This window comes from uncultured Muriicola sp., assembly GCF_947258935.1.
GTDB lineage: Bacteria > Bacteroidota > Bacteroidia > Flavobacteriales > Flavobacteriaceae > Muriicola.
Map to the genome: position 1 here is coordinate 1 of NZ_CAMYKH010000032.1, position 22,357 is coordinate 22,357.

Consider the following 22,357-nt stretch of genomic DNA (forward strand, 5'->3'; position numbering starts at 1 on the left):
AGATATTCAGCATATCGCCAAAGTCGATAACACTGATCACGCGTTCAGCGTCGTCGTCGACAATGACATTTTGCCGGTTGGCGTCGTTATGGATTACCGAACGTCGCAATCTGTTCTGCACTCTTAATAATTCCTGTCTTAATTGTTCCTGCCGCTGTAATATATTCATTACGACATCAACTCCTTCTAAATTTACATGTAATTCCCGATGGATCCTCAGGATCTTTTCAACTTGGTTTAGCGCATCCTGATGTACGTGTTTACTGCCTTTATAGACTGTCAATTCTATTAATCCGATCTCACCCATTTCTTCAAAGAAAGAAAGTTCGAGCCGGTATTGCTCACATAATGTGCCAATGGGTATGAGGTCTTGTTCTTTCATAACGATCGTAATTTAGCGAGTTCCTCGAATAATTGTTTCTCTTTGGCGCTAAGTTTAGACGGGATCTTTAGGTTGTACATTATGTAAAGATCTCCGTAATGCCCTTCTTTTTTGTATACCGGGAAACCTTTTCCTTTGAGTTTTACCTGAGTGCCGTTGGGAGTTTCGGGCTTTACTTTCAGTTTGGCCTTCCCGTCAAATGTGTCAACAGTGATCTCTCCACCAAGAAGTGCTGTATAGAGATCCAGGTCCACGGAGGTGTAAAGATTATTCTCATCTCGTCTGAACTTGGTAGAATTTACAATAGAGAACTTAATGTTTAGATCGCCCCTTGGCCCTCCGTTAATACCTTCGGCCCCATACTTTTTTATTTTAATGACCTGGCCGTTCTTTACTCCAGCAGGGATAGTAAGTCGAATATTCTTTCCATTTACGGTCAGGGTTCTCTTATGGGTTCGGTACACATCCTCCAGGCTAAGTGCTAATTCAGCATTAAAATCCTGTCCCCGGAATTGCATACTGCGGCCTCTGCCTCTCTGACCACCACCAAACATGGCACTAAAAAAGTCCGAAAAATCTTCATCAGAACTACGTTGATAGCCAGTTTGTTGTCTGGGATTGTATTGCTGTTGTTGTTTTGCCTTTTCGAAAGCCTCTGCATGTTGCCAGTCCTTTCCATACTCATCGTATTTTGCCCTGTTCTCAGGATTACTTAGTACTTCATTGGCTTCATTGATCTCCTTGAATTTCTTTTCAGCCTCCTTATCTCCGGGGTTTACATCTGGATGAAATTTACGCGCCAGTTTGCGGTAGGCTTTTTTAATCTCATCCTTGGTTGCATTTTTTGAGATCCCAAGGATTTTATAATAATCTATAAAGGTCATGCTAATCAGCTAATTAATGGAAGTGAGACAAGTTTTTTGTAACCAATACGAAATAAAAAGGCACCAAAATCAAGATCCTTCGTTTATTTCTTCGGTTTATAGACCACCTTGCAGTGTTCACAAACCTGCCCTTCTACATGCGGATGTAAAGCAATCCCTTTTAAATTTTTGTTGGCATAGTCTTGTATCCATCCTATATTCGGATTAGGGGTATTAATATCTGCATCGAAGTTTTTAGATGCTTCGTAGAACTGACCACTGTATTCCTGAGTTCCCCAACAGTTGGGGCACATTCCTTCGGGTACCTCTTTGCTGTCCTTTTTATCCTTTTTCTTTAATAATTCGAGTAATGATTTAGCTATGCTCATGGGAGTTGAATTTTCCCTATTGGCGACTTCGAAATACTATTTTTTGTCGCTTTTAGGATTAGTAAAATATTTACTTGAAGGTCGGAATTTTAACGACAACTTTCAAGTACATTTCCTAATTGTTTTAAAGATTTTGGGAGAATTTTGAAGTATAGATGGATTTAAACAACTGAGAAAATTATAACGTCTTTCATCGTCTTATAATTCAATCATTTTTTGCTGTATCGGATAGGACTTGTACATTTGAAAGATGCAATTAGACCTGTTCTCTATCACAACTATACTGGTATTTTTATCTGCTCTGTTCGGCTATATCAATGTCCGATTTTTAAAACTACCCAATACCATCGGTTTGATGGTTATTACCATCTTTTTTACCCTGTGCGTATTTGGTCTAAGCTATATAGATCCTACCTTGTTAAATGCGGAGCGCTATATTTTGTCTCAGATCGATTTTAAAACGGTCTTGTTAGATATTATGTTGAGCTTTCTTTTGTTTGCAGGGGCTATGCATACTGATTTTGAATCACTTAGAAAGCATCGTTGGCCTATCATTAGCTTTTCCACACTAGGCGTAATTACCTCTACTTTCTTGGTAGGTACCCTTATGTACTTCGGCCTTTCACTAATAGGGATGGAAATTCCGTTTATCCAATGTCTTCTTTTTGGAGCCTTAATTTCACCTACCGATCCTATTGCTGTATTGGGCATCCTTAAAACAGCCGGAGTTCCCAAAAAACTGGAAACAAAGATCGTGGGTGAATCACTTTTTAATGATGGAGTAGGGGTGGTGGTTTTCCTAACCATCTTTAAAATTGCATCTCCTTCAAAAGAAACTGTCTCAGCCGTGGAAGTAATGGAATTATTTGGGGTAGAGGTGTTTGGCGGACTTGTACTTGGTTTTGTCCTGGGTTGGGTTACCTATCGACTTATGAGGACCATAGACGATTATGATATTGAGGTGATCATTACCCTGGCAACCGTTATGACGGGAACAGTGATAGCTCATTATTTTCATGTATCGGCTCCGCTTGCAATGGTAGTAGCCGGGCTGTTTATTGGCAATGACAAATTGCGAGATACTGCTATGTCTGAGAACACAATTATTTATGTAGATAAATTCTGGGAATTGATAGATATTCTTCTCAATACCCTGCTATTTGTTTTGTTGGGCATGGAGATCCTGGTGTTAACCTATGAAATGGACTATGTACTGGCAGGCTTGTTGGCAATACCCATAGTCCTTCTTTGCAGATACCTCTCACTCTTGTTACCTATATCCTTTTTTAATAAGAAACTCGATTTTGTTCCCAAGACTAATTTAATCATGACATGGGGAGGGCTGAGGGGCGCAATTTCCATTGCTCTGGCGCTGGGACTTACAGAGGCCATGAATCGGGATCTTTTTCTTGTGATCACCTATGTGGTGGTGGTCTTCTCTATTATATTTCAGGGTCTGACCGTTGGGAAGCTGGTTAAAAAGGTATCCACTAACTAAGTCCGGTAAAACCTCATCCAATTTAGTTAACCATTGGCTGGTTCTATTACTTCCTTTAATATTGGTCATTTTATCAGGCGCAATGCCTCGCGCCTACTCAGGGAATGCAAAGAAGTTTTAGCAGCAAATTGAAGCACCCAATCCTTATCGGTCTTGCTGTATTCTCTTAACACCCATCCAATGGCCTTGTTGATAAAGAATTCCTCAGATCCCAATAAACTATTGATCGTCCTGCCCAGAAATTCTGTATCTAAGGTCTCCTTGTATTTTAATTGAAACAACAATGTAGAACGTTGCAACCAGATGTTATCAGAGGACATCCATCTTTTAGTAATATCATTTCTTTTGTGTGGGAACATTTTAAAATAAGAGCCTACAAGTACGGCCGCGATAAAATCTACCGTATCCCACCAGGACTTATGGGTGATCATATATTCATAAAGCAGGATATCATCTTCTTCAATGTTCCTTATATATTTCCGGGCCAATTCCTGAGCTACATACTGATTTTCTCTTTGTGGAAGATCCCATAAAGAGGTAACGAGCTTGTGCAATTCATGTTTGGGAGGCAATGCATCCTTTTTAAATAATTTTCTTTGGATACCTCTTCTTATGGGCGTTTTAACTCCATAAAATTCGAATTGATTTCGCATATAGGCCTTCTGTCCGGAAGCAATAGATGCATTCGCCTCCTTTTTGAACAGATCTTCTAAAGTCTTTAAAAAAATGTGTATCATCCAGAATTTATTGCTTACCAAGCCAGCATAATGAAACTAAAAGTAAATAAACTAACTGTAACTATTTTTGGTGCTGCCGGGTTTCAGCATATGCAATAGGACTTCGTTTCATTCCTTTTTTCTAATTTTACCAAAAATAAACCAATGACCACCAACCAACATTGCAAGAATTGCGATACACCCCTAGATCCCAACTTTAAGTATTGTCCGAAATGTGGTCAGGAAACTTCAGATAGTTTAACGTTTGGCGTTCTCTTCAGTAAGACAATAAGTGACTATTTTTCGGTGGATGCCCGATTCTTCCGAAGTTTTTTCCCACTAATGTTTAAGCCGGGAGTCCTGGCAAGAAGGTTTGTAGATGGAAAACGCCTGAAATATCTGCACCCTGCCCAATTCTACCTGTTTATTTCCGTGTTGTTCTTTTTCCTTTACTCTTCTAATATTCGAAAGGCCGATGATGAAATGTCTCAGGCCCTTCAAAAAGGATTTGAAAAGGAGATCTCAGTAGACTCTGTAAAAGTGTCTGAAAAAGATTCGGTCCAAATTGAAGAGGCCAGGAAATTGCTTAAAAAGAATCAAAAAATGATCGGAATGTCTGATGAGGATATGCAAACTATTGATTCTGTGATCGCTAATACGGCCAAAGACCCAAATAATGTAAATAGTGGATTGAACTTCGATTTTGATAAAGAGATACTCGATTCCCTTATAACAGCAGGTGCTCCCAAAGAGGATAAATTAAAGGCAATGGGCATGAAAGAAGATGCCAGCGGACTCAACAAAAGGTTTTACGAACAGATGTTGAAATTTTATCAGCAAAAAGGAAGAGGCATCTTACAGACATTTTATGATACTATCCCCATAGCGATGTTCCTTTTAATGCCGCTATTTGCCATGTTATTAAAGCTCTTTTATTGGAAAAGAGGGAACTTTGCCCATCATATGGTGTTTAGCTTTTACTTCTTCACTTTTCTATTTACCTCTTTTTGTCTTCTTATCCTGGCGAATATGCTTTTTGAGGTGCCTATTTGGTTAGAGGTACTTATTACAGTCTCTTATTTGCTATATCTGATCATTGCACTCCGGAATTTTTATAGAAGTAGTTGGCTGGGGGCTTTTTTTAAGGCCGGTCTAATCTCATTTGCATTTATGCCCTTTATTCTGGCTATGACCTTTGTAGGTATTGTGTTTATGGCATTTATGCTGTATTAAGCAAAATCCTATTTTTCAAAATACAGGTAAATATAGATAGCAGTTCCAAATGGTGCAGCATCTGTGGAGACTAACTGCCAACCATCTCTGCTGTACTTGTCTAACTTCTCCTGAATGCCCTTTTGTGAAGCCTCCATAATGTGGTTTCTGCTTGCAAATAACTTGGAATAATAAATAAGGGTCTCAACTTTGTAATGCTTCATAGTAAAAATTCATTTAATTGATCATAAAAAGCGCATTGGCAAAAAAGAGTTTTCCATTTTCCCAAAAACCGCGAAACAACGGATTATCTACCATGTATACAACCTGGCCACTTTCATGGTTTTCTACTCCGAAGACCAGACTATTTGTAATTATTTTCTGAGCCTCACTCCCGGCAAATCCGGCAACGGGTTTGGTGTTGTTTTCAATATATGCCACCGTTCCAGATTCCAGATAATCAAAACTATCATTGCCCAGTTTTAAGGTAAAATAGGTGTCGCCGTACCCAAAGGCCAGCGGATGGGTAGGATCTACCTTTGTCTTAAAGATAGCTCCCGTAATGGCTTGTTTCATTCGTTCGCGTTGTTCATTCTCAAAGAGGTCAACCTCCAAATTCGTACTGTCCTTTTTGCGCTCTTTGGTTTTTATTCCAAAGCCATCTTTGCCATCAATAGCATCTATGGCATTGCCCATAGCAATAAGTCGGCCACCGGCAGCAACCCATTCTTTTATGTTTTTCAACATGCTCTCATCCATAAAATTTCCATAGCCCCGGCCATCCGGTAAGATGAGAACATCATATTCCCCTAGATCTGTTCGTTTTATATAATCGCCATCCAAAACGGTTAACGGATAGTGTAATTGTTGTTCGAAGAAATGCCATATCTCCCCAAAGCGAAGAGATGAGGTAGGATCTCCGGAAAGGACACCCACTTTAACAGGCTTGATCATACCTACATAACTCGAGCCAAAATCTTTGCCCTGATCTACAAAACCAGTATTGACAGTTGTTATTTTTTTATCATAATATCTTTCAAAAATTTCAAAAAGCTTGATAATTGTTTTAGGACCTGGATTATCTGCTTTGGTAATAATTAAACTACCTCTCTTAAAAGAGTTACCGTCTATTTTAAATGGTTTTTGGGAGGCTCTAACTTTAATTCCTAGCTGAAGCAGCTCCGATAAAAACCTCGCATCTTTCATGCTATTCCAATCGGTCACGTAAGCATAACCATCAGAAGGAGCAATCGGATTCCCCTGTTTTTTATCTACAGAGAGTGCCTCAACTAAACTAGTAGAGGCCAAAGCTTCCATTCCATACGCATAAGGGAGTGACCAGGCCGTAATATCATAGGTAAGGGAGTCACTCAATTTGGCATCTGGTTCAAATAAGACCTTAACAAGGGTTCCTTTCTTCTGATTTGTAGAAATTATCAGACTTTTTTCAGATGTTTCAATGCTTCCATTAGTGCTTGTCGCATAATTAAAACCTTTAATAACACCTTTTTTACCCCAACCGTATTCTATGCCATGTTTTTCTAATAAGTCGGTTAGTGCCAGTTTCTTGTCAATATCACCATTTAACACATAGCTTTTGTATTTATAATTCCTGGGTTGATAGAAATTTTGGAATTCCTGATTTAGTTTATCCACGTTTTGAGAAGCCACCTCAATTGTCGATAATCCAGTTGTTTTGTGATGGTCTATTCTATCCTTAAGTGTAAGAGTATCCCCAATGTCGGTTATAACCCCAAGACCGGCACTGCCACTACCCCCTTGCTCATAGGTCATTCCTATAGCTCCATTGTAAGTTGGATAGGTGTCTCCATAACTGGGATAAAAGAGATCGAAGCGCTCCTTGGTAAAATAGAACCAGCCGTTAGCATCGAAGTATTTTGCGTGATTTCTCCCCAGGGTCTCCTGAAAAGAACGCTGAAATGGAGTTATCACCTCATGAAAAGGTTCTGCAGAAGGTGCAAAGAAATAAGGGTTGTTCACCCCTTGTTCGTGAAAATCAACATGAATATGAGGCAGCCATTTATTGTACATGGGTAAGCGCTGCTGACTCTCAACCTGGGTTAACCACGCCCAATCCCTGTTTAGATCGAACATATAGTGATTTGCCCGTCCATTCAACCAGCCCTCATGATGTTCTTTACTATCAGGGTTCACCTGGTTGGGTGTATTTTTAAATTGATTATACCAATTTACATAACGGTCGCGTCCGTCCGGATTAATACATGGATCAATGATCACCACGGTATTTTCGAGATAGGCCTGCTTGGAGGTCAATAATTCATAGATAGTTTGCATGGAGGCCTCAGTACTTACGCTCTCATTACCATGTACGTTATAACTAAGCCAAACAATTGCTTTGGAAGCATTACTACTTCCTTCTGTGCTTTTCAGATGCTCTGTACGGATGGTTTCCAGATTCCTAATATTCTCAGCAGATGAAACAAAGGCTAACAATAATGGCCTTCGTTCATTGGTCTTCCCATAATCCTGCAATTGCACCCTGTCCGGGGCTTCGCTTGCCAAATATTGGTAGTAATCTACCACCTCATGATGCCTTGTGAATTGTGTTCCTAATGTGTATCCGAGAAATTCTGAGGGAGATTTAATGGATTGTGACCAAGTCAATAGTGGAAGAAGGAACCCAAGCAAAACTAAAAATATTTTCATATAAAAATGGTGTAAAAGGAAAGTCTCAAAGCTAAGGATTAAAATTGAAGTGTGGTTGGTTCCAAACATTCCGCTTAACGACAAAAATGGACTCCTAATCCCTATGTGAGGGACCAGTGTAGTTTATCTTTCCTTGATAGCCAATTTGAATAGAAATCTGAATTTGACAAATAAAATTTACTTTGTGAATAAAAGACAGCAATGATATTAGCCTTTTCGATACCTAACAAAGCTTACAATGTGTAGTTCCAAAATCGGGAACAGCAACACGTAAACATGATTTTGTCTAAACAAAAGGAATAAGCTACCTTGCCCGAATGAACATTGTGTTTGTGGTCAACAACAAAAACAATCGCTTGGGAAAAGTGCTCCCAAGGCTGTATGATTACTGTCAGCAAACGAATATGGGCAATGTGCAGTTCATTTTCACAGAAAGGAAAAAACACGCCATCGAATTGGCCAGACAAGCCACCGAAAACGGCTGCGATTATTTGGTTTCTGTTGGGGGTGATGGCACCTTGCACGAAGTTATCAACGGTGTGTTGCAAAGTAACATACCAGCCAATGAATACCCGGCAATAGGGTTGCTACCACATGGTTCGGCGAATGATTTTGCCAGAACGGCACGCATCTCCAGTTCTATTGAAGAACTGATAGAAATGATTCAATCCAATACCACCCAAAAGATAGACCTTGGGAAAATAATACTACAACAAACCCGGGAAACCCGCTATTTCATCAATATAGCAGGAGTTGGGCTTGGCCCGGAAGTGGCGCAAAAACTAGAACAATCATCAAGTGTGTTAGGGCCTGGCTTCAATTACTTCAAGCATATTATAAAAGGGTTTCACAGCTATGTTAAAAAAGAGGTGAGCTGTAAAAGCAGCACATGGCAGTGGAAGGGCAAGTTACTGCAAATGGCAGTGGCCAATGGGCGTTATCATGGTAATGCCATCTGTACCGCTCCCGATGCCAAGCTTACCGATGGGCAGTTTCAGGTTGTAATCTATGGGGATTTGAGTATTTGGGATTATCTAAGAAACTTACGAAATTTAAAAAAAGGTGTGAAAATCAACCTTCCCCAGGTAAGTTACCATGTTGCTAAAGAAGTGTTGCTTGAAAGCAACGATTCTTGTGGAATTGAGGCAGATGGGGAGTATGTGGGCCTTGCCCCAGCTGCCATAAGTGTAATGCCGAAAGCTATCTGCTTTTTAATGTCTCTCAACGTTCCATAGCATCCTGCACTTCCTTTTTCTCAACCAACCCTCGAATCATTTTTACCTTTCGGAGAATCACAGCATCTGGAAAAATGGTCTGGGCTTATTTACTAACTTAGTGTCACTCATCCAAATCATAAATGAAAGCTAAAAACACCCGTTTGTAATTGCCACAACTTAACGTATTTTTGGGAAATGAAAAGGCACAGAAATGTATCTTTGAAAGCCGATAAAAGAGCAGTATGCAGCTAGAAGGAATTCCTTTTAAAGAAACAGGTTATTTTTCAGAGATCATCTGTGATTACCTGGAGGAAGCCCCGTCACTTCATCCTTTCTACCATAGATTTCCATCCATAACCTCATTTAAAGGGCAGATCGAAGAAAAACAGGGTCGTTTTTCGGATGATATGCGTAAAGTCTTGGCCCCTGCACTCGTAAAGCAATACGAGGGCGTAGATGCTACCGCCAAAACAAAGAAGCATATTTCCATGCTGAAAGATGCCAACACGTTTACCGTTGTAACAGGGCATCAGTTAAATTTATTTACCGGACCCTTATATTTCCTTTACAAGATCATCAGCACTATCAACCTAACCACAGAGCTTAAGAAGGCATATCCGAAGCAACATTTTGTACCTGTCTATTGGATGGCTACGGAAGATCACGATTTTGAGGAGATCAATTACTTCAATTTTAAGGGAAAAAAAATACATTGGAACAGTGATGCATCCGGAGCTGTTGGCCACTTATCTACGGAGGGATTAAAGGCCGTATTTAAGTTATTTTCCCAGGAATTAGGGTCGGGAAAACACGCTTCAAAACTCAAAGCTCTGTTTAGCAATGCTTATCTGAAACACAAGACACTTACGGCGGCTACCAGATATCTGGCCAATGAACTTTTTGGGTCCGAAGGACTGGTCATAGTCGATGGAGATGATAAAGCACTTAAGCGTTGTTTAATTCCGCATATTAAAGAGGATATTTTTCAAAACACAGCTTATAAAAAGGTCACTGACACAATATCTTCGCTAGAATCAACCTCTGCAAACTATACTATTCAGGTAAACCCACGGGAGATCAATTATTTCTATCTCAAAGATGACATTCGTGAACGTATCATTCAAAAGGGGGAAGTTTTTTATGTGAATGATACCGAATTGCAATTTTCCAGGGAAGAAATGTTGGCCGAAATTGAGTCTTTCCCGGAACGTTTTTCGCCAAATGTGGTCAGCAGGCCATTATACCAGGAAGTAATACTGCCCAATCTCTGTTATATTGGAGGGGGAGGAGAGCTGGCTTATTGGTTAGAACTCCGTTCCTCTTTTATAGCAGCGAAGGTTCCTTTCCCAATGCTGTTACTCAGAAATTCTGCTTTGATTATCTCTGAAAAACAGCAGCAAAAAATGCAGAAAATGAATCTGGAGGCAAAGGATCTGTTTTTAGAGCAAAACCGCCTAATCAACAAGAAGATCAGAGAGATCTCCAATATCGATATAGACTTTAGCCCACAGAGAACACATCTGAAGGAGCAATTCAAAGCGTTTTATGATCTGGCCGAACAAACAGACAAATCCTTTCTGGGTGCTGTGAAAGCTCAGGAAGTTAAACAACTAAAAGGGCTCGATGTCTTAGAAAAACGACTATTAAAAGCCCAAAAACGAAAATTAAAGGATCATGTACTGCGTATGACCGACTTGCAAAATGATCTATTCCCCAACAAATCACTTCAGGAGCGCAATCGCAACTTTTCTGAATTGTATTTGGAATTGGGGGATGAGCTTATTCCTTCTTTAATGACATCCTTGAATCCACTAGATTCCGAATTCGTTATTATAAGATATTCGTAGTTTTCTTACGGTATTAATGCAGTCCCATGTACTTTTGTGATAGATACCTTTTTCCATGCATAATATTGATATAGAAGTGGTAGAAATGACATTAGATGTCATGAAATATGCCATAAGTCGCATTACAGATACTTCACCCACATTAGGAAAGCCCAAGAATGAAGAGGAATTATACAAATTGGTAGGAGAGACCATTACCTCAGAAGGCATTGGTGGGGAAAAGGCCTTTAAATTATTCAAAGATATACTGCTACCGGCAACCGTGCCTATAGATCACCCCAGACACCTTGCTTTTGTTCCCGCTTCGCCTACCAGGGCTGCCGTTATGTTCGATTTGGTTACTTCTGCTTCCAGTATTCACGGGGCTTATTGGATGGAAGGAGCAGGAGGTATCTTTTGTGAAAACCAGGCAATGAAATGGCTGGTTTCACTTACAGGGATGCCAGAAGGCGCCTTTGGGGTCTTTACCAGTGGTGGTACTGCTGCTAATCTTTCTGCCATGGTAACTGCGAGGGAGAATTGGAGAAAAGATGCCGCTAACAGGAATAAAAAAGGACTTGTTATCGCGTCCATTGGAGCACATTCCTCCATCAAAGCAATGGCCCAGGTGATAGATGCAGATCTCGTTCTGGTAGATGCTGATGAAGCAATGACCGGGGAGGATTTACAAATGAGCATAAATAATCTCGATGCATCCCAACGTGAACGTTTATTTGCCGTGGTTGCTACCGGAGGGACCACCAATGCCGGAATTATAGATGATCTGGAGGGCATTGCACAAGTCTGTAAGAAAGAAGGATTGTGGTATCATGTGGATGCAGCCTATGGAGGCGGAGCTTTGGTAGCCGATTCTGTACGTCATCTCTTTAATGGAATTGAAAAAGCAGATAGCATTACCATAGATCCACATAAATGGCTTTTTTCGCCTTATGATTGTGGTGCTGTACTTTACAAGAAACCGGAATTAGCAAAAGAAGCCCATTCCCAGGAAGGTTCGTATCTCGATATCTTTAAAGATGAAGGCGCCCATGGTTTTAACCCGGCCGACTATCAGATACAACTTACCAGAAGGTTGCGGGGCCTTCCTTTATGGTTTTCATTGGCTACCAATGGAATAGATAAATATAAATGGGCCGTTGAGAGAGGTATTTCTCTGGCAAAATTATCGGGTGAACTCATAGAAAAACGTCCAGAATTGGAATTGGTTAGACCTCCCAGTCTGTCTTGTGTTTTATTCAAGCGCAAAGGTTGGTCTCCAGAATCATATACAAATTGGACCTATAATAATCACAAAGAAGGTATTGCGCTGGTTACGCCTACCAAATGGAGAACAAAGGACGGTTATGAAACGGTTATTCGTTTTTGCTTTATTAATCCGGATACCAGTGCGAAAGATATCGAAGTAATCTTAGACACATTGAAAAAATAGGTGTACAAGGAACCTACGGCACCAGATACTCACTTTCCCAGAAATCAACTTCCCAGGAGAAGCGAACTCTGATATGGTTTGGACTCTTTAGCTTAAGGTATTCTATTTTAAAAGGCGTAACCTCAACAATGCAAAAATGATCCTCATCATCTAAATATTCCAATTGATTGGGGTTTGTTAAAGCTGTACCAGGAGCTGAAGTTGACATATAGTCCTTTCTCGAATTCTTTTTTACACCATCCCAGTATTTTTCTTTTGTTTCCCTGTCATTCACCACTTTGGCCAATCCTTCTATCCTGATCTGCATCATGTTTTTAGGATTATAAAAGAGGAGCCCTACTTTTTTATTTTCCTGCAGATGGATCATTTTTTTAGATCGACTATCGGTATAAAAGGTAAGTTGAAGCTTATCCGACACTTTGCGGAGTATAACTGTCCGTAAACGTGCTACCTGGTCTAAACCCACCGTGGCTAGGGTAAAATTACGAAAGGCATGTCCTTTTTGAGATACGCCTTTCTTTAATTCTTCGGAAAGTTCTTTAAAATAATTCTGAGTCATGCGTATAGTCTTTAAAGTAATTAAAGATAAAAAATTAAAAGATGAGGTAGGGTATTTTTAATGTGAGTTGTTCTATAATAAATTGCTTTGAAAAAGAATTTTTTTAGAGTGTCATAAAAATTCATGTGTTTAGGTTGGTTTTTGATTTGAAAAGCCTTGACCGTAGGGGTCAGGGCTTTTCTATTTGCTATTTTAATATTTATTCTTAAGGAAATAAAGAATTCTTTTAATCAACTTCATTATCTTCAATAAACTACTTTCCTATTTGATGCAGCAGATACTATTGTATGGATCAGTTTTCTAACAAGCTGTAATAGTGTAAGGATATTACGTTAATAAACAGGTAATAAATATAAAAAAAAGATGGTCCCAAAATAGCTCAAATTGCTATTTTTGCCCATGCAAAACAACGTCCTTATTTTAGATTTCGGATCTCAATACACCCAACTTATAGCTCGCAGGGTTCGGGAACTGAATATTTTTTGTGAGATCAAACCGTATAACCACCTGCCAGAAGATCTTTCCGAGTACAAGGCTGTCATCCTTTCCGGGTCAACATTCTCAGTTCGTTCAGATGAGGCACTGCATCCGGATCTAAGTAATATCAAAGGACAGATCCCTTTGCTTGGTGTATGTTATGGTGCCCAGTATTTGGCCCATTTTCACGGAGGTAATGTTGCCCCATCCAATACCAGGGAATACGGCCGGGCCAGATTGTCTAGCATAAAAGAGAATGAACCATTCTTTGATAAGATAGATGTGGGCTCACAGGTTTGGATGAGTCATTCAGATACCATCAAGGAACTACCGCCACAAGCTGAATTATTGGCCAGTACCCACGATGTGGAAAATGCTGCTTTTAAAATTGGAAATGAAAAGACCTATGGCATTCAGTTCCATCCGGAAGTTTATCACACCAAAGACGGGAAACAACTGCTGGAAAATTTCCTCGTCCATATTGCCGGATTAGCACAAACCTGGACTCCCGATGCCTTTGTAGAGACTACAGTGGCAGAACTTAAAAAGGAGATTGGGAATGACAAGGTAATTTTAGGCTTGTCTGGGGGCGTAGATTCTACTGTGGCAGCCGTATTGCTGCACAAGGCTATAGGAAAGCACCTGCATTGTATTTTCGTAAACAATGGACTTTTACGGAAAAATGAGTTTACAGAGGTACTGGATCAGTACAAGCATATGGGTTTAAATGTGAAGGGAGTAGATGCTTCGGCACGCTTTTTGGATGCTTTGGCTGGTGAGGAAGATCCGGAGAAGAAACGAAAGATCATTGGAGGCATTTTTATTGATGTATTTGACGATGAGGCACATTTAGTGGAAGATGCCAAATGGTTAGCTCAGGGAACTATTTACCCGGACAGGATAGAATCTGTCTCGGCCTCTGGCGGACCTTCGGCCACCATTAAAAGTCATCACAATGTTGGAGGATTGCCAGATTATATGAAGTTGAACATAGTTGAGCCTTTGAAAATGCTTTTTAAAGATGAGGTAAGAAGAGTTGGGGTTACTTTGGGGATCGAAGACGAAAGATTGGGGAGACATCCCTTTCCAGGACCTGGACTTGCCATTCGGATACTTGGAGATATTACCAGAGAGAAAGTAGCCATTTTACAGGAAGTAGATGCGATCTTTATCAACGGATTACGAGAATGGGGGTTGTATGACAAAGTGTGGCAGGCTGGAGCCATGTTATTACCGGTCCACAGTGTTGGGGTAATGGGAGATGAAAGAACCTATGAGAAATGTGTGGCTTTAAGAGCGGTAGAAAGTACAGATGGAATGACAGCAGATTGGGTAAATTTACCATATGAGTTCTTGCAAAAGACCTCCAATGACATAATTAATAAAGTACCAGGAGTGAATAGAGTAGTTTATGACATAAGTTCTAAACCCCCGGCAACCATAGAGTGGGAATAAACGTATATAAAATGATGAAAGTATTAAACTGCCTTGTATTGTTTCTGTTGTTTGCCATCAATGTGCAGGCGCAACAATTCAAGACCCATGCGGTTAAATCTGGAGAAACATTATATAGCATCTCCAAATTATACCGTGTTACACCGTTTAACATTCTTAAGTATAACAAGGAGATAAAACAGGGGGATATTTTAAAACCCAATACTATATTGGTTATCCCAATGCAGGCAAGTGCTTCAGATACTGATCCACTTCCCGAGACTCCTAAAGCAGTTAATGTAGTAAAACAAGTGGATCAGGAGGAAGATCAGCTTACTCCACTGAGATTCAGGACCCACCGTGTTCGAAAAAGGGAGACAATCTATGGTATTTCACGAAGATATGAGGTAAGCGTTGATGACATCAAAAGATATAATAAAGAACTCTACAGCGCACCTTTAAAGAAAGGGATGCGAATAGAGATCCCTGTATTTCCGGAAATAGAAGAAGAAGTAATAGATAGTATTAATCCGGATGATTTTGAGACTTATGTGGTATTGCCCAAAGAAACAAGATGGAGCATTGCCCATAAATATGGTATCACCGTAGACAGCTTAGTAAGCTTAAACTCTTTCTTGCCAAAAACTACGAATCACCTGGCAATTGGGCAGGAATTGAATTTGCCAAAAAAACCGGGAAGTACGGTGGAAGGGCAGGAAGTTCAGCTATATGAATCATATACCGTCCCATCAAAGAAAACCATGTATAGCCTGAGTGGCGAATATGGAATTACTTCAGAAGAGATCATAAAGCTCAATCCTATGATCCTTCAACAAGGAGGTTTAAAAGAAGGCATGGTACTTAGACTGCCAGTTCAAAAAATGGAAACTGAGGAGGTCAACACAGATAATTATATTTTTTACGAAGTAAAACCAAAACAAACTGAATACTCGTTAACGCGACAACTTGGGATTGGGTATAGTGAATTAATGGACCTTAATCCGGCACTTTCGCGGGGATTAAAAGCCGGGATGGTTCTTAAGCTGCCTAAAGAAAATGCAGTTAATTTAGAGGTGAGGAATTCCTTGATCCTAGACAAGATAAACCTTTTAGATAGTATCAAGAGGGAAAACAGGCCTCGACTTCTTGTTCTATTGCCTTTCCGTATAAACCGCCTCAATCTGGACAGTATAGCAAATACAGAACAAGCCATTGAAAGAAGCAATGCTATTTCATATAGTCTGGGATTGTACAGTGGTGCCCTTATGGCCGTAGATTCTGTTGCCAAGCTTGGAGTGTCTGTAGATGTAAAGACCTTCGATACGGAATTAAGTAAGGAACGCGTTCGATTAGTTTTGTCGAAACAGAACATGGGAGAGGTAGATGCTATTATTGGCCCATTGCAACCTGAAAACTTAAAGGAAGTGGCCAGTCAGGTCAACCAGTATGAAATACCGATCATTGCGCCACTTACATCTGAAAGCGACCTTAGCTTGCCGAATGTTTTTTTCTCAGTACCATCAGATCAGGTGCTTAGAACAAGAATGTTAGACTATGTAGAGGCTGTGAAAAAAGATCAAAATATCATTGTGATCAGTGACTCTAAGACTGATTCAACCCGGGCTTTGATACAGCAGCGATTTCCGTTGGCAAAATCTATTCAGATCTTGGAAGACGAAAAAAATATTTCTCTAAATATTGAGGCCTTTAACCTCTTACTTTCTCTAGAAAAAGAGAATTGGGTTTTTGTTGAAACAGACAATTTTAAATTGGTGGCCAGTGTTACTTCCATTCTGAATTCTTCGAATACGGAAGAAACCCCGGTACGTATGTTTACCACTAATAAAAATAAAGCCTTTGAGAATGATGTGGTTTCAGGAACACACCTTTCTAACCTCAATTTTACCTATCCCTCAATTTATAAAGAAACTGGGAACGACTCTTTTGTCAGAAACTATAGAAAACGCTTTGGGAGCAATCCTGATAGATATGCCACCCGTGGTTTTGACCTCACTTATGATCTGTTGTTAAAATTGGCATACAGACCCGATCTTTTAGCAATTTCAGATCGCATCGGACTTACCGAGTACTCCGGGAATAAGTTTGATTATGCCAAAGACCTGGCATCCGGATATTTTAACCTCGCATCCTATATTATGATGTATCAAAACATGAGCATCAAACAGATAACTCCCTAGCAAATGACCTCTAAAGTCACCTATACCGGCAGTTTACGTACTTCTTGTGAGCATCTTGCTTCAGGTAACAAATTTATCACAGATGCCCCGATAGATAATAATGGACTGGGACAGGCATTTTCACCAACCGATACAATAGCCACTGGTTTGGCTAGCTGTATGCTCACGGTAATGGGCATCAAAGCCAACTCTTTTCCGGTTGAGTTAAAAGGGTCTTATGCTGAGGTAACAAAACATATGGCTTCAGATCCCAGAAGGATCTCTAAAATTGAAATAGAACTTCACATGCCGGCTGGTCTTTCAGAGAAGCAAAGAAAGATATTAGAGCGTACGGCTAATACCTGTCCGGTACTTTATAGTATTCATCCAGATATAGAAAGAATAATCAATTTTCATTGGGGCTCCTAAGATCTTTATTCCTTTGTATTATACTTGCAACTGCTGTAAATGGCAACTGCCAGGAAGAAAATGCTATAAAGTGGGATCCTGATCACAGGTTGCGATGGAGCGACTTTAAGGCTCAGCCCCAAGAAAATTCTCCGGTAGCTGCCATAACAGCAAGCGGAATAGCTTATCGCTTTTCTGCTATGGAAAACCGGGGAAGAATGGAAGTAGACTGCACCATAGATTCCTTTTTCTTCCCGGAATCCTCTTGGTACAAGCGCGAAACAGCCAATGACATTATTTTAAGCCACGAACAACTGCATTTTGATATCTCAGAATTATTTGCAAGGAAAATGCGGGAAAGGGTGGAGAGCTACTCTTTTTCTTCTAATGTAAAGGCGGAAATGAATGGGATCTATGAGCAGATAATCAGAGAGATGCGAACCTTTCAGAAGCGGTATGACGAGGAGACCAATTTTTCCAGGGAAGTTGAGAAGCAATTAGAATGGAATAGGAAGATTTCAAGTGAATTAAAGACTATTCATTGAATGCCAATGTTGGGCTAAACATCACAAATGGTCACTCCTTCTTTTAGGGCGGCGATCTTATCTGGCCAGCTGGGAATAAATTCCTGGGCTACGTGCCCTTTAAAACCTGTTTTTACTATGGCTTTCATGATGGCGGGGTAGTACAACTCCTGTGTTTCGTTGATCTCGTGCCTTCCGGGGTTCCCTCCGGTATGATAATGTCCTATGTATTGACAGTTCTCTTCTATGGTACGTATTACATCGCCCTCCATGATCTGCATATGATAGATGTCATATAAAAGTTTAAAATGTTCAGATCCCAACGCCTTGCAAAGAGCCACGCCCCAGGATGTATGATCACACATATAATCCTTGTGATCTACCTTAGAATTAAGCAATTCCATTTGGATGACCACCCCGTGTTTTTCTGCCAGGGGTAAAATTTGTTGCAGGCCATGTATAGCGTTAAGTAATCCCTGATGATCGTCCATTCCACGTCTGCTTCCGGAAAAGCAAATAAGGTTGGTATATCCCGCTTCCGCCACTTTGGGGATCATTTCTGTGTAGTTTTTGATCAGGGTTTCGTGATAGGTAGTATCGCACCATCCATCGGTGAGATTGATCTCCGCACCCCAACACATAGAGGCGTGAATATTGTGTTTTTTTAGAAGTGGCCAATCTTCAGGACCAACCAGATCAATAGCCTTTACCCCAAGATTTGATAGATCGCCCAGAAAAGTGTCTAATGGAATAGTTCCGTAACACCAATAACAGACACTGTGATTAATATTTCCTTTTAAATCATATGAGGCAGTAGAAGAGGATTCCATCCCCCTGAGTTTCGCAGTAGTTAAGAGGCCGGCTGAAGCAGCGGCGGCCGTACCAATAAATGACCTTCTTTTCATCTTAATTTGCTTTTCGATCTCATTCAAAGGTAAATTAATTAGATTTATGGATGCAAATTGAGCTAAAGAAAGAAGATTTGATCACCCTGGCACATTACAAAATGCCGTTTGGTAAATTCAAAGGGCGATACCTTATTCTCTTACCCGAATCGTACCTGCAATGGTTTCACCAAAAAGGTTTTCCTGAGGGAAAATTGGGATTTATGATGAAACAGGCATTGGAGATCAAAGTCAATGGACTGGAAGGAATGTTGCTCAAGATCCAAAAAGATTTTCCAGCCGATTCCCTGTGATTTGCAAATGCAATTCGTATCTTTGAATCCCGTAACCAAGAATCGCAAGATGTCAGCTACAAAATACGTATTTGTTACGGGAGGCGTTACTTCCTCGTTAGGAAAAGGAATCATTGCCGCCTCACTGGCTAAACTACTTCAGGCCCGTGGTTATAAGACTACCATTCAAAAATTAGACCCCTATATCAACGTAGATCCGGGGACATTAAATCCATACGAACACGGGGAATGTTATGTTACGGATGATGGTGCAGAAACCGATCTGGATCTTGGGCATTACGAGCGTTTTTTAAACGTTAAAACTTCGCAGGCAAATAATGTAACTACCGGCAGGATCTATCAAAGTGTCATTGAAAAAGAACGCCGAGGTGAATTTTTAGGGAAGACAGTTCAGGTTATTCCTCATATCACCAATGAGATCAAAGAGCGAATTCAGCTTCTGGGAAAAACCGGGGAATACGATATTATTATTACCGAGATAGGTGGTACCGTTGGGGATATAGAGTCCTTGCCTTATATAGAATCGGTTCGTCAGTTAAAATGGGAATTGGGTGACAATAATGCCATTGTGATCCATCTAACCCTGGTTCCATACTTGTCTGCCGCTGGGGAATTAAAAACAAAACCAACACAACACTCGGTAAAAACACTCATGGAAAGTGGAATACAGGCAGACATACTTGTATGCCGTACTGAACACGAACTTTCGGATGAGATAAAAGAGAAGCTTGCCTTATTTTGCAACGTTAAACGAGAAGCCGTTATACAGTCTATAGATGCCTCTACTATTTACGATGTCCCTATAATGATGCAAGAGGAAGGATTAGACACGGTAACCTTAAAAAAGTTAGGCCTGTCTGATGCAACACCTCCAGATCTTACCCAATGGAACGAATTCCTGGACAGGCATAAACATCCAAAGAGCGAGGTAACAGTTGGGCTAATTGGGAAATACGTGGAATTGCAGGATTCTTATAAATCCATATTAGAATCATTTATACACGCCGGGGCCATTAATGAGGTAAAGGTTAATGTTAAGTCTATTCATTCAGAATATATTACCAAGGCCAATTTTGAGAAGAAAATGGAGGGTCTCGATGGGATCCTGGTGGCACCTGGATTTGGAGAACGGGGTATAGAAGGAAAGGTGAAGGCTGTTAGGTATGCACGCGAGAATGGTATTCCATTTTTAGGGATCTGTTTGGGTATGCAGATGGCGGTCATTGAATTTGCCCGAAATGTTCTTGGTTTGGATGGTGCTAATTCTACTGAGATGGATGAAGAGACACCATACCCTGTGATCAGTCTTATGGAAGAACAAAAGTCCATTACCAATAAAGGAGGCACTATGCGTTTGGGAGCATGGGACTGTGAACTTAAGGAAGGAAGTTTGGTGCAAAAGGTCTATCATGGCAAAAAAGATATATCTGAAAGACACCGTCATCGATACGAATTTAACAACGACTATAAAGAGAGATTTGAAAAAGCGGGATTAATTGCCTCCGGGATCAATACAGAAACTAATTTGGTAGAGATCATTGAGCTTCCGGATCATCCCTGGTTCATTGGGGTTCAGTACCACCCGGAATACAGGAGTACGGTTGCAAGCCCGCATCCTTTATTCGTAGGATTTATCAAAGCCGTTCTGGTTCATAAAAAGCAACAAACCAATGCCAGTTTGGCTTAAACTCCACATTTGGGCTTATATTTGCAATCGCGTTAATCGTAATGATCTATCATATTCCCGGTAAGGGATAAGAAACGGATAGATTCTACAAACTATTCCATGGAAGAAAAGAAATTAGACATAAATTCAATCATCGGCTTTGTGCTGATATTTGGCATCCTGCTTTTCTGGTTTTACCAGAACCAACCAACACCTGAAGAAATTGAGGCTCAAAAAGCACAAACAGCGCAGGAAGAGGAAGAAAAAGCACCTGAAGAAGAGGCTATTGCAAAGCCTGTATTGGAAACACAGCCTATAGATCTACAAGATTCTACATCTGTTGTGAACTATAAGAATGCAATGGGTGAATTTGGGTTTACTTCTGTTTCTGAAGGGACCACCATTCTTGAGAACGACATTTTATTCCTGGAGATAAATAATAAAGGAGGGCAGATCACAGAAGCCAGGTTAAAGGATTTTGTTACCTATGATTCTATTCCTATCTATTTAGTACAAGACGGCAACGCTGTTTTTGATTTAAATTTTACCACTTCCAATAATAGAATAATTAACACTAAAGATCTATTCTTTGAACCAAGCATGACCCAAAGGGGCGGCAATCAAATCCTTTCCTTAAAAGCCAAGGTTTCCTCTACTCAATTTTTGGAGTATCAGTATGAGATGAAACCGGGGGAATATTTAGTTGGTTTTACTATACGTTCTCAGGGACTTTCTGGTGTTTTTAACCAAAATCAGCCTATTAATTTAAATTGGAAACTAAGAGGGATACGTCATAACAAAAGTATTCAGTATGGAAACCGCTATACCCGCCTAACATATAATCACGAAGGTGACAAGATCAGTAAGTTGTCTGAAAGCGGTGACGATGAAGAGACCGAGATAGATATAAAATGGTTGTCTTATCGTCAACATTTTTTTAGTACCATCCTTACGACCAACACACATTTTGAAACCGTTGATATAACTTCCAAGAACCTGGTAACGGAAGAAAGCCATACGGCAAAGTTCACCAAAGAATTCAGTACAGTGGCCCCATTAGCATTGGAGGGAGGGGAACTTTCCTATGCCATGAACTGGTACTACGGTCCTACGGATATAGAGGTTCTCAAGGATTATAAAGAACTGGGATTAGTAGAATCTATTCCTTATGGATGGGGTATTTTTGGTTGGATCAACCGCTATGTTTTTACTCCGTTCTACGGTTTCTTAAGTTCTTTCTTACCGTTCGGGATCGCCATTGTTGTTATGACGATAATTGTTAGAGTACTAATGTCGCCTGTAACCTACAAGTCCTATCTCTCACAGGCGAAAATGAAGGTATTGAAACCTGAGATCACGGAGCTTGGTGAGAAGTACAAGGACAACGCCATGAAGAAGCAACAAGAGACCATGAAATTGTACAATAAGGCCGGGGTGAGTCCTATGAGTGGGTGTATTCCCGCCGTGTTGCAATTGCCAATATTCTATGCCTTGTTTATGTTCTTCCCTACGTCTTTTGCCTTAAGACAAAAGTCGTTTTTATGGGCGGAAGATCTGTCGTCTTATGATACCATTGCACAATTACCCTTTACCATTCCATTTTATGGAGATCATGTAAGCTTATTTCCAATTCTGGCTTCTGTAGCTATCTTCTTTTATATGATGATGACCAC

20 protein-coding genes are annotated in these 22,357 nt (G+C 40.3%); 12 read left to right on the top strand and 8 right to left on the bottom strand.

Annotated features, from left to right (window positions below):
* The 3 genes from Q0X72_RS07355 to Q0X72_RS07365 all read right to left on the bottom strand — a co-directional run.
* The coding region (locus tag Q0X72_RS07355) for a chaperone modulator CbpM (RefSeq protein WP_297763499.1) at positions 1 to 382 on the bottom strand (382 nt) is incomplete at its 3' end.
* The gene (locus Q0X72_RS07360; protein ID WP_297763501.1) at positions 379 to 1,266 is read right to left on the bottom strand and encodes a J domain-containing protein; all 888 of its coding nucleotides are present in this window, start codon (positions 1,264 to 1,266) and stop codon (positions 379 to 381) included. The genes Q0X72_RS07355 and Q0X72_RS07360, both read right to left, overlap by 4 nt.
* 83 nt (positions 1,267 to 1,349) lie before the next feature.
* Complete coding sequence (locus Q0X72_RS07365; protein ID WP_297763504.1) at positions 1,350 to 1,634, bottom strand: hypothetical protein; 285 nt, start codon at positions 1,632 to 1,634, stop codon at positions 1,350 to 1,352.
* Between the two features lie 250 nt (positions 1,635 to 1,884).
* Here Q0X72_RS07365 and Q0X72_RS07370 point away from each other — a divergent pair, with 250 nt between their 5' ends.
* The gene (locus Q0X72_RS07370) at positions 1,885 to 3,132 is read left to right on the top strand and encodes a sodium:proton antiporter (RefSeq protein ID WP_297763506.1); all 1,248 of its coding nucleotides are present in this window, start codon (positions 1,885 to 1,887) and stop codon (positions 3,130 to 3,132) included.
* Positions 3,133 to 3,197: 65 nt separating this feature from the next.
* Here Q0X72_RS07370 and Q0X72_RS07375 read toward each other — a convergent pair whose 3' ends face one another.
* Positions 3,198 to 3,869, bottom strand: coding sequence for a DNA alkylation repair protein (locus Q0X72_RS07375; protein ID WP_297763509.1), 672 nt, complete (start codon positions 3,867 to 3,869; stop codon positions 3,198 to 3,200).
* Between the two features lie 144 nt (positions 3,870 to 4,013).
* On the opposite strand from Q0X72_RS07375, the gene Q0X72_RS07380 reads away from it, so the two are divergent.
* Positions 4,014 to 5,081: a DUF3667 domain-containing protein gene (locus tag Q0X72_RS07380; protein WP_297763512.1), complete on the top strand. Its 1,068-nt coding sequence runs from the start codon at positions 4,014 to 4,016 to the stop codon at positions 5,079 to 5,081.
* Positions 5,082 to 5,089: 8 nt separating this feature from the next.
* On the opposite strand, the gene Q0X72_RS07385 is transcribed toward Q0X72_RS07380, so the two are convergent.
* Both Q0X72_RS07385 and Q0X72_RS07390 read right to left on the bottom strand, forming a co-directional pair.
* Complete coding sequence (locus Q0X72_RS07385) at positions 5,090 to 5,284, bottom strand: DUF4177 domain-containing protein (protein WP_297763515.1); 195 nt, start codon at positions 5,282 to 5,284, stop codon at positions 5,090 to 5,092.
* A 13-nt stretch (positions 5,285 to 5,297) separates the two neighbouring features.
* On the bottom strand, positions 5,298 to 7,748 hold the full coding sequence (locus Q0X72_RS07390) for a M14 family zinc carboxypeptidase (protein ID WP_297763517.1): 2,451 nt from the start codon (positions 7,746 to 7,748) through the stop codon (positions 5,298 to 5,300).
* 317 nt (positions 7,749 to 8,065) lie between these two features.
* Here Q0X72_RS07390 and Q0X72_RS07395 point away from each other — a divergent pair, with 317 nt between their 5' ends.
* The 3 genes from Q0X72_RS07395 (at position 8,066) to Q0X72_RS07405 (ending at position 12,241) form a co-directional block, all read left to right on the top strand.
* Positions 8,066 to 8,983: a diacylglycerol kinase family protein gene (locus Q0X72_RS07395; protein WP_297763520.1), complete on the top strand. Its 918-nt coding sequence runs from the start codon at positions 8,066 to 8,068 to the stop codon at positions 8,981 to 8,983.
* Positions 8,984 to 9,207: 224 nt separating this feature from the next.
* Positions 9,208 to 10,812 carry a bacillithiol biosynthesis cysteine-adding enzyme BshC gene (gene bshC / locus Q0X72_RS07400; RefSeq protein WP_297763523.1) on the top strand — a complete coding sequence of 535 codons (1,605 nt, stop codon included), beginning with the start codon at positions 9,208 to 9,210 and terminating at the stop codon, positions 10,810 to 10,812.
* Between the two features lie 55 nt (positions 10,813 to 10,867).
* Positions 10,868 to 12,241, top strand: coding sequence for an aminotransferase class V-fold PLP-dependent enzyme (locus Q0X72_RS07405; protein ID WP_297763527.1), 1,374 nt, complete (start codon positions 10,868 to 10,870; stop codon positions 12,239 to 12,241).
* A 13-nt stretch (positions 12,242 to 12,254) separates the two neighbouring features.
* Here the strand turns inward: Q0X72_RS07405 and Q0X72_RS07410 are convergent, their stop codons facing one another.
* A complete protein-coding gene (locus tag Q0X72_RS07410) occupies positions 12,255 to 12,800 on the bottom strand; it encodes a pyridoxamine 5'-phosphate oxidase family protein (RefSeq protein ID WP_297763530.1) in 546 nt (181 codons plus the stop codon).
* A 399-nt stretch (positions 12,801 to 13,199) separates the two neighbouring features.
* On the opposite strand from Q0X72_RS07410, the gene guaA reads away from it, so the two are divergent.
* From guaA to Q0X72_RS07430, 4 genes are read left to right on the top strand one after another with little or no spacing between them, the layout of a single operon-like run.
* The gene (guaA, locus tag Q0X72_RS07415; protein ID WP_297763533.1) at positions 13,200 to 14,732 is read left to right on the top strand and encodes a glutamine-hydrolyzing GMP synthase; all 1,533 of its coding nucleotides are present in this window, start codon (positions 13,200 to 13,202) and stop codon (positions 14,730 to 14,732) included.
* A gap of 11 nt (positions 14,733 to 14,743) precedes the next feature.
* Positions 14,744 to 16,909, top strand: coding sequence for a LysM peptidoglycan-binding domain-containing protein (locus Q0X72_RS07420; RefSeq protein WP_297763536.1), 2,166 nt, complete (start codon positions 14,744 to 14,746; stop codon positions 16,907 to 16,909).
* Positions 16,910 to 16,912: 3 nt separating this feature from the next.
* Positions 16,913 to 17,317 carry an OsmC family protein gene (locus Q0X72_RS07425; RefSeq protein ID WP_297763539.1) on the top strand — a complete coding sequence of 135 codons (405 nt, stop codon included), beginning with the start codon at positions 16,913 to 16,915 and terminating at the stop codon, positions 17,315 to 17,317.
* On the top strand, positions 17,305 to 17,841 hold the full coding sequence (locus Q0X72_RS07430; protein ID WP_297763541.1) for a DUF922 domain-containing protein: 537 nt from the start codon (positions 17,305 to 17,307) through the stop codon (positions 17,839 to 17,841). Before Q0X72_RS07425 ends, Q0X72_RS07430 begins: the two co-directional genes overlap by 13 nt.
* A gap of 14 nt (positions 17,842 to 17,855) precedes the next feature.
* Here the strand turns inward: Q0X72_RS07430 and Q0X72_RS07435 are convergent, their stop codons facing one another.
* Positions 17,856 to 18,725, bottom strand: coding sequence for a TIM barrel protein (locus Q0X72_RS07435; protein WP_297763543.1), 870 nt, complete (start codon positions 18,723 to 18,725; stop codon positions 17,856 to 17,858).
* 50 nt (positions 18,726 to 18,775) lie between these two features.
* On the opposite strand from Q0X72_RS07435, the gene Q0X72_RS07440 reads away from it, so the two are divergent.
* From Q0X72_RS07440 to yidC, 3 genes are all read left to right on the top strand, one after another.
* Positions 18,776 to 19,018, top strand: a complete 243-nt coding sequence (locus Q0X72_RS07440) for a DUF3820 family protein (protein ID WP_297763546.1) — start codon at positions 18,776 to 18,778, stop codon at positions 19,016 to 19,018.
* Positions 19,019 to 19,067: 49 nt separating this feature from the next.
* On the top strand, positions 19,068 to 20,705 hold the full coding sequence (locus Q0X72_RS07445; protein WP_297763549.1) for a CTP synthase: 1,638 nt from the start codon (positions 19,068 to 19,070) through the stop codon (positions 20,703 to 20,705).
* A 99-nt stretch (positions 20,706 to 20,804) separates the two neighbouring features.
* Positions 20,805 to 22,357: membrane protein insertase YidC (gene yidC / locus Q0X72_RS07450; protein ID WP_297763552.1), on the top strand; the 1,553-nt coding region annotated here is incomplete at its 3' end.